Genomic DNA, 12,630 nt, shown 5'->3' on the forward strand with positions numbered 1-12,630 from the left:
CGTCGAGGAGGAGACCCATGTCCGTCACCACCCCACCCGCCCCCTTCACCGCCGAGGACTACCGGGCCAGGATGGACCGCGCGGCCGCCGAGGCCGCCGACGCCGGACTCGCCGGCATTCTCGTCGCCCCCGGCCCCGACCTGGTCCACCTGACCGGCTATCAGCCGACCGCGACCACCGAGCGGCTCACCGTCCTCGTCCTCGCCGCCGGCCGGGAACCGGTGCTCGTCGTCCCGACGCTGGAGGCACCGGACGCCGAGCAGGCCCCGGGCGCCGCCGCGTTCACCCTGCGGGACTGGACCGACGGCAAGGATCCGTACGCCGTCACCGCCCCGCTCCTCGGCGCCGGCGGCACCGGTGCCAGGTTCGGTGTCAGCGACAACACCTGGGCCCTGCACCTGCTCGGCCTGCAGAAGGCGCTGCCGGCCACGTCGTACGTCTCGCTGACCGAGGCACTGCCGATGCTCCGGGCCGTCAAGGACGCGCGGGAGCTGGAGCGGATCGCCGCCGCCGGGGCGGCCGCCGACGAGGCGTACCGGGAGATCCTAACCGTCCGCTTCGAGGGCCGCAGGGAGACGGAGGTGGCGGCGGACCTCGCCGCCGCGCTGATGCGCTTCGGTCACTCCCAGGTCGACTTCACCGTCGTCGGCTCCGGGCCCAACGGCGCCAACCCGCACCACGAGGCGGGGGAGCGGGTCATCGAGCGCGGGGACATGGTGGTCCTCGACTTCGGCGGGCTCAAGCACGGTTACGGCTCCGACACCACCCGTACCGTCCACGTCGGCGAGCCCACGGACGAGGAGCGGCGCGTCCACGACCTGGTCCGCGAGGCGCAGCAGGCCGGTTTCGAGGCGGTCCGGCCGGGCGTGGCCTGCCAGGAGGTGGACCGGGCCGCCCGCAAGGTGATCACGGACGCCGGGTACGGCGCGTACTTCATCCACCGCACGGGCCACGGCATCGGGGTCACCACCCACGAGCCTCCGTACATGGTCGAGGGCGAGGAGCGGCCGATCGTGCCCGGCATGTGCTTCTCCGTCGAACCGGGCGTGTATCTGCCGGGCCGCTTCGGCGTCCGTATCGAGGACATCGTGACGGCGACGGAGGACGGCGGGGGCCGGCGGTTCAACAACACCCCGCGCGAGATGGCGATCGTCGAGTGAGACGCACGCCGTGGCCGACGCCTCATGGCGTCGGCCTCAGCTGTCACCCGTCCGTCAGGATCACCGCGCACTCCGCCGGCAGGCGCAGGAGGCCGTCCCGGCCCGGGGCCTCGACCGGCTCCCAGGAGGCGAGGACCCGGTCGCGGCCGTTGGTGCCGAGGGCGATCTCCGTCGGCTCCTTCCCCAGGTTGACCGCGACCCGGACCACACCGCGGCGGAAGGCCAGCCAGCGGGCGTCCTCGTCGAACGCGACCCGGACCGCCGCCAGGTCCGGGTCGGTCAGGTCGGGCAGCGTCCGGCGCAGCGCGATCAGCTCCCGGTGCCAGGCCAGGAGCCGGTTGTGCGGGGGGCGTTCGCGCTCCGAGCGGTCCAGGACCGAGCGGTTCCGGGTGGCTGGGTCCTGCGGGTCCGGAATGTCCCCCTCCGCCCAGCCGTGCTCCGCGAACTCCCGCCGCCTGCCCCGCCGTACCGCCTCCGCCAGCTCGGGGTCCGTGTGGTCGGTGAAGTACTGCCAGGGCGTGGTCGCCCCCCACTCCTCGCCCATGAAGAGCATCGGAACCGAGGGGGCGGTCAGGACCAGCGTCGCCGCGCAGGCGAGCAGCCCGGGGGAGAGCGTCGCGGACAGCCGGTCGCCGAGCGCCCGGTTGCCGATCTGGTCGTGCGTCTGGGCGTAGCCCAGGAACCGGTGCGCGGGGGTACGTGTCCGGTCCACCGGGCGGCCGTGGGAACGGCCCCGGAAGCTCGAGAACGTACCGTCGTGGAAGAAGACCCGGGTCAGCGTCTTGGCGAGCGCGGCCAGCGGGGCCCGGGCGAAATCGGCGTAGTAGCCCTGGGACTCCCCGGTGAGCGCCGTGTGCAGGGCGTGGTGGAAGTCGTCGTTCCACTGGGCGTGCAGGCCCAGACCGCCCGCCGTGCGCGGCTTGGTCGTCCGGGGATCGGCGAGATCCGACTCGGCGATCAGGAAGTGCTGCCGGCCCTGCTCGCCGGCCAGCTCGTCGACGGCCTCCGACAGCTCCTCCAGGAACGTCAGCGCCCGGGTGTCGGCCAGGGCGTGCACCGCGTCGAGGCGGAGTCCGTCGATCCGGTAGTCCCGCAGCCAGGCGAGGGCGCTGCCCAGCAGATAGGCGCGGACCTCGTCCGAGCCCGGCGCGTCCAGGTTCACCGCCGCGCCCCACGGCGTGTGGTGGGTGTCGGTGAAGTACGGGCCGAAGGCCGGCAGGTGGTTCCCGGACGGCCCGAGGTGGTTGTGGACGACGTCCAGGACCACGCCCATCCCGAGCCCGTGCGCCGTGTCGACGAAACGCTTGAGCGCCGTGGGGCCGCCGTACGGCTCGTGGACCGCCCAGGGCGCGACGCCGTCGTATCCCCAGCCCCACGTTCCCGGGAAAGGACAGAGCGGCATCAGCTCCACATGGGTGATACCGAGCCCCGCCAGCTCCCCGAGCCGCTCCGCCGCCGCGTCCAGGGTTCCGTCGGGGGTGAAGGTGCCCACGTGCAGCTCGTACAGGACCGCGGCGCGCAGCCGCAGCCGCGGGGGTTCGTTGAACCAGACGAACGCGTCGTGGTCGACGACCGCGCTCAGACCGTCCGGACCGTCGGGCTGGCGCCGGGAGCGGGGGTCGGGCAGCACGGGCCCGCCGTCCAGGGAGAAGCCGTAGCGATCGCCGTCCCGGGCCGCCGCCACCCCGGTCCACCAGCCGGCGCGCTCGGCGTCCCGCTCCAGCGGGTGCCCGGCACCGTTCAGTTCCAGCGACACCCGGTCACGGGCCTGCGGAGCCCACACCTCGAACAGCACCGGCCGATCCCCTCGTCGATGGGCCAACGACTACGGCGTCCATCCTGGCAGCCGGGAGCCGTCGCCGCCCGGCGCGTCACGGAGCTGGTACAGGCCCGTTCTGGACACTTCCCGCCCCTCGGCCCGACAATCACGGATGTGACGACGCCTTTCGAGTTCTCCACGCACCCCGCTCGGCTCACCGACGCCGAGCGGGACCGTGCGCTGGTGCTGCTCCGTGAGGGTGCCGCGCAGGGCCGGCTCTCGCACGACACCTTCCTGTTCCGGATGGAGCGGGCGCTCACCGCGCGCCGCCCGGACGAACTCGCCCTCCTCACCGCCGACCTGCGGACCGAGTCCACGTGGACCCGGCGGGTCGTCGGCGCGGTCGAGAAGATGTCGGCGTTCACGGCCAAGGTCGGACGCGCCTGGCAGGCCGAGCGGCTGCCGAAGCTGCTCCTGCCCGAACCGGGCCCGTACCCGCTGCGGATCGGCCGCGATCCGGTGAACGGACTGCGGCTCAGCCACGAGACCGTCTCCCGGCTGCACGCCGAACTCTCCCTCCAGGGTGGCCTGTGGGTCCTGCGGGACCTCGGCTCGACCAACGGCACGACCGTCAACGGACGCCGGGTCACGGGCGCGGTGGCGGTCCGGGAGGGCGACATGGTCGGGTTCGGCCAGATGTCCTTCCGGCTCTCGCTGCGCTGAAGTCCTCTCGTCCGGCCGGGCTTTCCCTTACGGGTGGGGGTAACCCCCCTTGCCTTGCACCGGAGTCCACCAGTGACGCGCGGCGCCTCCGACGGGAGGCTGATCGGCATGAGAAGCCCAGGTCAGCAGTCCCACGTCGGCCGAGTGCCGGTCGGCCGAGTGCCGGTCACGGTCCGCACGGCGCGGTGGTGCGCCACCCACCCTCGGAAGGCGATCGCCGGATGGGTGCTCCTGCTCGCGCTGTGCGTCGGTGCGGGGGCGGCGGCGGGGACGAACAAGGGCTCCTCCGCGGACTTCTGGGTCGGTGAGGCGGGGCGTGCCGAGGCCATGGCCTCGGGCAGCGGGCTCACTCCGCCGCCGGTCGAGCAGGTGCTGATCGAGCGCCGGGCCGGGGGTCCGGCGGCGGGGGCGGCCGGACCGGGGGAACCCGGGGCCGCCGCGACCGAGATCCGCAGGCGGATGGCGGCGCTGCCCGCCGTCGAGTCGGTCGCGGAGCCGGTCGTCGCCCGGGACGGCGGTGCCGTACGGGTCGCGGTCACCCTGCGCGGTGACAAGGAGACCGCGAAGCAGGACGTCGACGCGCTGCTCGCGCAGACCGCCGCCGTCCAGAAGGCCCACCCGGCTCTGCTGATCGAGCAGACCGGCAGCGCGTCGATCTCCGTGGCCGTCAACGACAAGCAGGGCGAGGAGCTGGGGCGGACGGAGATGATCAGTCTCCCGGTCACCTTCCTGATCCTCCTCGCCGTCTTCGGCGCCGTCCTCGCCGCCGGCATCCCGGTCCTGCTCGCCCTCTTCGCCTTCGCCGGCGCGGTGGGCCTGTACGGGCTGGCGTCCTGGGTCTTCCCGGACGCGGGAGGCGCGGCCCTGAGCGTCATCTTCATGATGGGCATGGCCGTCGGCGTCGACTACTCGCTCTTCTACCTCAAGCGGGCCCGTGAGGAGCGCGAGCGCTCCGGCTCCACGATCTCCCACGTCCGGGCCGTCGAGCTGGCCGCCGCCACCTCGGGACGGGCCGTCGTCGACTCCGGCCTCGCCGTCGCCCTCGCGCTCGCCGGCCTGTACCTCGTCGGGGACGTCGTCTTCTCCTCCATCGCCACCGGGGCGATCCTGGTCACGCTGGTCGCCGTGGGCGGGTCGCTGACCGTCCTGCCCGCCCTGCTCGCCCTTCTCGGGCACCGGACGGACGGGGGCCGGTTCGCCCGTCGCAGGGGGCGGCGCGCCGAGGGGTGGATGTGGGCGGCGGTCCTGCGGCCCGTCGTGCGCCGACCGCTTCTCGCCCTGGTCGCCGGACTGGTCGTGACGGTCGCGCTCGCCGCACCCACGTTCTCCATGAGGCTCGGTACGGAGGGCAAGGAGACCTTTCCGGACAGCCTTCCGTCCGTCGCCGCGTACGACCGGCTCGTCGCCGCCTTCCCCTCGGAGGGGCCCGCGCATCTCGTTCTCGTACGAGGAGAGGACCCGGCCGTGCCGCTGCGGAGGCTGGCCGAGGCCACGCGCGGGGACGCCCTCTTCGCCCAGGACCGGGCGCCGGTGGCGCGCATCGCGCAGGACGGGCGCACGGCACTGCTGGCACTGCCCGTTCCGTACGCGGCGAACTCGGCGGAGGCGAGCCGCTCCCTGGAGCGGGTACGGGAGCGGCTGCTGCCCGCCGCCGTCGCGGGGATGTCCGGGGTGTCCGGGGCGCAGTGGGCGGTGTCCGGCGAGATCGCGGCCGGCGCGGACTACGCGGCCCATCAGGAACGGCGCCTGCCCTGGGTGGTCCTCTTCGTCTCGCTCGCCACGCTGGCGGTCATGTACGCGGCGTTCCGCTCGCTTGTGGCGGCGGCGCTCGGCATGCTGCTCAACCTGGCCGCGGTGCTGGTGTCCTGGGGCGTGCTCACCCTCGTCTTCCGGGGAACCTGGGCGGAGGGGCTGCTCGGCTTCGAGTCCCTGGGCTTCGTCGGCTCCCGCACGCCGCTGATGGTCTTCGCGATCCTGGTCGGGCTCTCCACCGACTACCAGATCTTCGTGGTCAGCCGGATCCGGGAGGCGGTGCGGCGCGGGGTGCCGACGCGGGAGGCGGTGGTCGACGGGATCGCCGGCTCGGCGAGTGTGGTGACGAGCGCGGCGGTGATCATGGTGTCGGTCTTCGTCAGTTTCCTCTTCATCGACCGCATCGAGATGAAGCAGATCGCGGTGGGCCTGACGGTCGCCGTCCTCTTCGACGCGATCGTCCTCCGCGCGGTGATCCTCCCCTCGGCGATGTCCCTCCTGGGCGCCCGCGCCTGGTGGCCGGCGCGCCCGCCCCGTGCGCGAGCGGGCGCGGCCTCGCCGGACCAGCCGGGAACCGTGACCGGTGACGTGGCCCGAGTCCGAGGCTCTGAGGCCTCTGAGAGGTGAGAGGCGACGGGGCCGGGGGCGGTGCTTCCGCGCCGCCCCCGGCTCCTGGTTCAGACCTACGGCGTTCCCCAGCCCAGGTCGACGGCGCTGTGGGTGCCGAGACCACCGGGCTTGCCGGGGTAGAGGTGGCCGCTGCCGTCGTTCCAGACGGCCATGAGGTCGGGCTGTCCGTCGCCGGTGAGATCGCCGGCTCCGGTCATGGCCCGGACGGGGCCCCAGCCGGTGGAGATCTGCGTCCGGACACCGAGCGTGGCCTGCGTGCCCGGGTACAGCCACAACGCACCGGCCCCGTCCACGGCGAGGACGTCCGGACGGCCGTCGGCGGTGAGATCGCCGACCCCGGAGAAGAGCCGCATGGTGTTCCAGTTCGTACCGATCTGGGTGCGTGTGCCCAGGCCGCCGGGCTTGCCGGGGTAGAGGTGGGCGGTGCCGTCGTTCCAGACGGCCATGAGGTCGGGCTGTCCGTCGCCGGTGAGATCGCCGGCTCCGGTCATGGCCCGGACGGAGCCCCAGCCGGTGGAGATCTGGGTCCGGGCACCGAGCCCGCCCTTGGCGCCGGGATACAGCCACAGCACCCCGGTGTCGTCCACGGCGAGGACGTCAGGCCATGTGTCGGAGTCGAGGCGTCCGATCCCGGACACCAGACGCATGGAGTTCCAGTTCGTCCCGATGGAGGTGCGGGCGCCCGCACCGTTCACGGCTCCCGGGTACAGGGTGAGGTTCCCGTTCCCGGCCAGGGCCGACGGGGAGGCGTCGGGTCGGACGGCGAGCAGGTCGGGCACGGTGTCACCCGTCAGATCGCCCCAGGTGCCGGTGAGGGAGCGCAGCGGTATCTCGGGCTTGGGCCAGCCGGTGTGGAACACCGTCCGGTCGCCCGGGGCTTCGTTGATCGTCCACAACTCGTCGGTGGCGGGCCAGTAGGAGACGTTCTGCGCGTAGATGCCCGTACGGGTCCACAGGCGTACCGGCTCTCCGGGCCAGGCGTGGTAGAGACAGCTGGCGATCCGGGTCTCCAGAGCGACGAACTCGGGGCAAGCCGCCGACACGACGACGCGACCCCGGTGCATGGCGACGCCCTGTGCGCCGCTGACGGTCGATTGGTAGGCACCCGCCGGGCGGACGATGTGATCGGCCTTCGCGGCCGGCAGGCCGGTGGTCCTGTCCAGCGGCCATCGCACGATGGACCTCTTGGTGCCGAACGTCTGAGGCTCGTGATCGGGGATCTCGCCGACCTCCGTGGTGACGAGAGCCGGTTCGGCGCCACTGTCGTCCAGGGAGACTCCGGCGAAGCACGGAGGGTCGCCGAACTGGGACCCGCAGTTCGTCGGGGAGTACGTCGGGCTGTTCTCCGGCTTGTACCGGGGGTTGTCCGGGTCCCACCCCGGATCGTTCGGTGCTTCGAGGAGATGCTGGTAGCGGTCGACCTGAGGAAGGGCGTACGCGTGCCAGGCGGCCGCATGCGTACCACCCGAGCTTCCGACGCCACCTGCGCTTGCGTCCGTGCGCCAGATCCTGGTCAGGTCGAATACCGCCAGACCGGCGGCGGTGGAGACGTACAGATGATTCCGGTACCACGTCACCGAATTGGCGTGGCCGCGCAGATTGGTGAATCCCGATGCGGTGGGCGTCACCAGGAGGGCGTGTCGGTAGCGCACATTCGCGGGATCGGTCACGTCCGCGAAGGTGACCCGCATGAGGTCTTCCTTGTCGTACGTCGGATGCGGGTCGCCGCTGTACCAACTGCTGACGACGATCCGCCGATCACCCACGAGCTGCTGGTTGTGCCGGGACTCACCCGATCCGGTCAGGCCCTGCGGGACGAACTCCATCTTGCTGTCGTCGCCCCAGGCGTCGTTCCAGCAGAACCCCTCGGCGCCGGCGGCGTTCGTCGCATGGCACAGGGGCCGCGCGGCGACGTTCAGATCTCCCAGGACCTCAGCGATTCCCACACGTTGGACCCCACGGGCCTCGGCCGCGGCGATGTTCTGCGTGAACGCGGTCCGGTGGGCCTGAGGGACGACTCCCGACTCGGTCGACGTCAGCACCCAGGACTTGCCCGGCGCGATCGGCGTGATCGTGGCGGGCACGACCTCCCCGTTCGGTACCGTGGCCGCGGAAGCCGACTGCGGCAGTACGCCGACGGCCAGTACCGCAGAGATCAACGCGACGGCGAACCGTGTGCCGCGCCCTCGTTTCAACATTCCATCGCCTGCATTCTCCTCCGGGCGTTCGAACAAAGCGCGGATGACTCTAGCGGCAGAGAGTGACAGCACCGCTATTTCACCCATTCAGCGGTTTACGAGGTGCGATGCCCCTCAACCGATGGTGGGGTGGGGGGACGCGCGCCAAGACCTCGGGCCGCGGAACGCAAGCGACCGACAGGGGGCGCGATGAGCGACGAGTCGAACCCGGGTATACGGCGGGACGGCTGGGCGGAACTCCCGCCCATGGCGCCGGCCGGGACTCCGGCGAGCAGCGCGATCCTGCCCCCCGCCGCCGCACGGGTCAGGGCCGTCCGGCCCGCGGCGGGCGAGGCGTCCGCCGCGCGGACCGTCGCGCCCAGTCCGCTCGACCCCGGGGCGACCCGCAATCCGCACCCGCTCCACCGCGTGCTCCGTGAGGAGTTCCCGCTGACCTACGACCCGCTGCTGCGGGCCTGGGTGCTCAGTCGGTACGCCGACGTCGCCGCCGCCCTCACCGACGCCCGCTTCACCCACGGCCACCGGCCCGGCGACCCGCCCTGCGCGCAGACCCACGTGGAGGTCGACGAGGGCGAACTCCGGCGTGTCACGGCGCGCACGGCGTACGTCCTCGCCCGGCGGATCGCCGACCGGCCGCAGGCCGACCTGGTCGCCGACTTCTGCCGCTGGCTGCCCGCCGGGGCCGTCGCCGCCGCGATCGGCGTGCCCTACCGCGACATGATGCGCCTCGTGCGCGGCCGGGCCGCCTCCGCGCTCGCCGGCCAGTGCACCGGGCAGATCTCGGTACGGGAGAAGGCCCTGGCCTCCTTCCTCGCCAACGTCCTCGCCGACCGCGAGCGGGCCGCGGCGCTCCAGGGCGCCCCGGCCGGGCAGATCGCCCGCGCCTGGACCGAGTCGCTCCGCCGGGACCCGCCCGTCCAGATCGCCGTACGCCGCACCGGCGCCGAGGTCCGGGTCAGCGGCGGCACCATCCCCGCCGGGGAGTCCGTCGCCCTGCTGATCGGAGCGGCCGGCCGGGACCCCGAAAGATTCCGCGACCCCGATCGCTACGACCCGCAGCGCGACGACCCCGGCCAGCTCACCTACGGCAGCGGCACCTGCCCCGCCGTCCTCCTCGCCGGACTGGAGGCGGAGTACGCCGTGCGCGCGCTGCTCGACGTCATGCCGAAGCTGCGCCTCCCCGACGGCTTCGTGCCCGAGCGGACCGGGCTCATCACCCGAGCCCCCCGGACCCTTCTCGTACGGCCCGGCGGCTGAGCAGCGCCACCGGCCGCTCGGCGAACAACTCGGCCAGCTTCACCTCCGAGTCCGGGCCGCCCGTGAACTCCCGCACTCCGTCGAGGAGATCGAACCAGCGGCCGGCCGGCAGCACCAGCTCCGTGTCCTGCCAGCCCCCCGCCTCCGCGAGCCGCAGCGGCAGCCGGGTGACCGCCGTGACCACCTCGTCGGAGCGGGCGAAGGCCAGGCAGTGGCCGGCCGCGGGCCCGGCCGCCGTCAGCGGGGCGTAGCCTCCCGCCTCGCCGAAGAGATCCGGGTGCCGGCGCCGCAGGGCCAGCGCCGCCCGGACCACCGCCGTCTTCTCGTCGTCGGGACCGACCGCGAACGGCCGCCGGTTGTCGGGGTCGACGAGCGCGCGGTACTCCCGCTCCGTCCCCTGGTACAGCTCCGGTACCCCCGGCATCGTCAGCTGCACCAGGGCCGCGCCGAGGACGTGCGTCCGGATGTGCGGCTCCAGGGCGAAGGCCGCCTCGGACGCGGTCCGCAGCGGAATCCGGCCGGGACCGGCCGCCACGAACTCCTGCACGGCCCGTTCGTACCCCGGATCGGGCTCGGTCCAGCTGGTGTGCAGCCCCGCCTCCCGTACGGACTTCAGCACCGCGGGCCCCAGCCGGGCGGCGTCCGGCGTGCCGAAGCCGAACGCGGTCTGCCACGCCGTCCACGCCAGATGCGGGTCGGGCGCGGGCACCCCGGCCGCCTCCTCCAGCAGGCCGGCCCACACCCGGGGGCATTGGGACAGCACGGAGATTCCGGCCCGGACGTCGGCGCTGCGCTTGGTGTCGTGCGTGGTCAGGACGGTCCCGGTGGCCGGCCAGTCCCGGGCGAGCCGCAGGCAGTAGGCGTGGAACTCCTCCGGAGTGACGGCGGGACAGCCGGGATCACCGCCCACCTCATTGGCCGACAGGAGCGGGGTGTAGCGGTAGAAGGCCGTGTCCTCCACGGACTTGGCGCGCAGCGCCGAGGAAGTCTGCGCGAAGCGCGCCTGGAACGCCTGGTGTTCGGGCCCTTCGCCGAGCCGGCCGAGCGCCAGATCCCGTACGGTGTCGACCGCCGACGCCTCCTCCGGCACGGCGAAGGCCGCCTTCGCGCCGCGGGCCGCGTCCGGGGTGAGGACGTTCTCGCCGCCCGTCCGGTAGGTGCGGTAGACCGGCACCCGGACGAGGAGTTCGCGGATCGCCGTCAGCAGCGCCCAGGGCGCGTGGTCGCGCAGATCCGGGTCCGCGGCGCAGATCCGCCCGGCGATCCGGGTCAGTGCGGCCGTCTCCGCCGCCAGTTCGTGCGTCACGACCTTGTACGCGGCGCGCCGGGCGGTCGCCTCCCAGTAGCCGCCCCTGTCCCCGGCGCGTCCGACGAACTCCCGGTAGAGATCGAGCAGTTCGTCTGCGCCAGCCGGGTCCACGAAGACCCCGTCCACGTACCGCAGGGCGTCGTAGCCGGTGGTCCCCGCGACGGGCCAGGACGGCGGAAGCGGTTCCGTACCTGTGAGGATCTTCTCCACCACCGTCCAGCACCGGCCGTCCGTCGCCTCGCGCAGCCGCTCCAGATAGCCCTCGGGGTCGGTGAGCCCGTCCGGGTGGTCGATCCGCAGGCCCTCGATCACCCCGTCCCGCACCAGCTCGACGATCTTCCCGTGGGTCGCCGCGAAGACCTCGGGGTCCTCCACCCGTACCCCGATCAGGTCCGAGATGGTGAAGAAGCGACGGTAGTTGAGCTCCGTCCGGGCCAGGCGCCACCAGGCGAGGCGGTACCACTGGGCGTCGAGCAGCTCGGCCAGGGGCAGCTCCTCGGTACCGGCGCGAAGGGGGAACTCCTGCCCGTCGAGGTGCAGCATGCCGTCGGCGACCCGCATCCGCTCCCGTACCTCCGGGAGCCGGCCCGGCAGGACGGGCAGCAGCATCCGGCCGTCTCCCGCCGCCCAGTCGATGTCGAACCAGCGGGCGTAGGGGGAGTCCGGGCCGTCGCGGAGCACTGCGCGCAGCGCGTGGTTGTGCCGGGGCACGGCGGCCATGTGATTGGGCACCAGATCCACGACCAGACCCAGGCCGTGCGTCCGGGCGGTCGCGGCGAGCGCCCGCAGGCCCTCCTCGCCGCCCAGCTCGGCCCTGACCGTGCGGTGGTCGGTGACGTCGTAGCCGTGCGTCGAGCCGGGCACGGCCTCCAGGACCGGCGAGAGGTGCAGGTGGGACACCCCGAGGCCGGCGAGGTGAGGGACGGCCCGCTCGGCGGCCGAGAACGGGAACTCCGGCTGGATCTGGAGCCGGTAGGTGGCGGTGGGAACCGTCGAGGCGGTGGGCGAGGGCGTCATGCGAACGTACGTACCCGCCTGGGAGGCTTCTGTTTCATCGCCTCATGCGTCCGTTCGGGTGCATCGCGTTACGTCCGGCCGATGCTCCGGATGCATCGCGACACCCTCTCCCCGCTCGGACCGGTGCTTCCGGTCGTCGCGTTCCCGGGGCGGCTGCCCACCGTCCTGTGCCGGCTCGCCACCCTGCTCCTGACCGCCGGGACGAGTGGGTCCCTCACCACGACGGGGCTAGCGGGAGGGGCACTCGCCGGGGCGACCGTCCCACAGGTCGGGCCGCTCGCCCGGACCCGCTCGGTCCCGCCGGCCCGGCGCTCCGGAGCGGACGACCGCCGGGTGGGGACGCTGCTGTCGTGCGAAGAAACGCTGGACGAGGTCTCGCTCGTCCTCGGTCCGGCGCTCGTGGGCTCGCCGCGGCGCTCACTCATCCGGCCGCCGCGGCGCTGGTCGTGGCCGCGGTTCTGCCGGTGACGTGCGGCACGGCGTTCGCCCTGCACTCGTCGGCCGGGGTGGCGGAGGCGCGGGGGAGGGCACGGAGGGAGGCGCGCACCACTCGGACGGGCGCCGCCCAACGGGGGCGGCTGCCCCGGTCCGCGTACGCCCTTCGGGTCACGATGGTGCTTCAGGGAGCCGTGTTCGGCGCCTCGCGGGCGGGGGTCACCGCGCTCACGGAGAAGCACGGCGCTCCGGCCCAGGCGGGGCTCGTCTACGCCGCGAGGGGGTGATGAGCGTGGCCGTCGGGCCCTCGATGCGGCGGGGCCGGCGCGGATCGGACTGGCGACGCGGTGGCGGCCGGCGACGGCGGCGCTCGTGGTGCTTTCGGTTCCG

Annotated in this window: 8 protein-coding genes; 5 read left to right on the forward strand and 3 right to left on the reverse strand. The window is 73.4% G+C overall.

The genetic code is table 11. From position 1 onward, the window contains the following. Positions 1-17 precede the first annotated feature (17 nt). The gene (locus tag IE136_RS24235; protein ID WP_189601395.1) at positions 18-1,160 is read left to right on the forward strand and encodes an aminopeptidase P family protein; all 1,143 of its coding nucleotides are present in this window, start codon (positions 18-20) and stop codon (positions 1,158-1,160) included. Positions 1,161-1,203: 43 nt separating this feature from the next. Here IE136_RS24235 and treZ read toward each other — a convergent pair whose 3' ends face one another. Continuing rightward, the gene (gene treZ, locus IE136_RS24240; protein ID WP_189601396.1) at positions 1,204-2,955 is read right to left on the reverse strand and encodes a malto-oligosyltrehalose trehalohydrolase; all 1,752 of its coding nucleotides are present in this window, start codon (positions 2,953-2,955) and stop codon (positions 1,204-1,206) included. Positions 2,956-3,093: 138 nt separating this feature from the next. Here treZ and IE136_RS24245 point away from each other — a divergent pair, with 138 nt between their 5' ends. Together IE136_RS24245 and IE136_RS24250 are read left to right on the forward strand one after the other, a co-directional pair. Next, complete coding sequence (locus IE136_RS24245) at positions 3,094-3,642, forward strand: FHA domain-containing protein (protein WP_158991639.1); 549 nt, start codon at positions 3,094-3,096, stop codon at positions 3,640-3,642. Between the two features lie 108 nt (positions 3,643-3,750). After that, entirely contained in the window at positions 3,751-6,021 is a 2,271-nt protein-coding gene (locus IE136_RS24250) for an MMPL family transporter (RefSeq protein ID WP_189601397.1), read from the forward strand. 56 nt (positions 6,022-6,077) lie between these two features. Here the strand turns inward: IE136_RS24250 and IE136_RS24255 are convergent, their stop codons facing one another. Next, positions 6,078-8,108: an FG-GAP repeat domain-containing protein gene (locus IE136_RS24255; RefSeq protein WP_189601398.1), complete on the reverse strand. Its 2,031-nt coding sequence runs from the start codon at positions 8,106-8,108 to the stop codon at positions 6,078-6,080. 303 nt (positions 8,109-8,411) lie between these two features. On the opposite strand from IE136_RS24255, the gene IE136_RS24260 reads away from it, so the two are divergent. Continuing rightward, on the forward strand, positions 8,412-9,479 hold the full coding sequence (locus IE136_RS24260; protein WP_189601399.1) for a cytochrome P450: 1,068 nt from the start codon (positions 8,412-8,414) through the stop codon (positions 9,477-9,479). On the opposite strand, the gene treY is transcribed toward IE136_RS24260, so the two are convergent. After that, positions 9,436-11,805, reverse strand: a complete 2,370-nt coding sequence (gene treY / locus IE136_RS24265; RefSeq protein WP_189601400.1) for a malto-oligosyltrehalose synthase — start codon at positions 11,803-11,805, stop codon at positions 9,436-9,438. The genes IE136_RS24260 and treY overlap by 44 nt on opposite strands. A gap of 81 nt (positions 11,806-11,886) precedes the next feature. Here treY and IE136_RS24270 point away from each other — a divergent pair, with 81 nt between their 5' ends. Continuing rightward, a complete protein-coding gene (locus tag IE136_RS24270; RefSeq protein ID WP_189601401.1) occupies positions 11,887-12,273 on the forward strand; it encodes a hypothetical protein in 387 nt (128 codons plus the stop codon). Positions 12,274-12,630: the final 357 nt, after the last annotated feature.

Source organism: Streptomyces lateritius, from assembly GCF_014649715.1.
Taxonomy (GTDB): Bacteria; Actinomycetota; Actinomycetes; order Streptomycetales; family Streptomycetaceae; genus Streptomyces; species Streptomyces lateritius.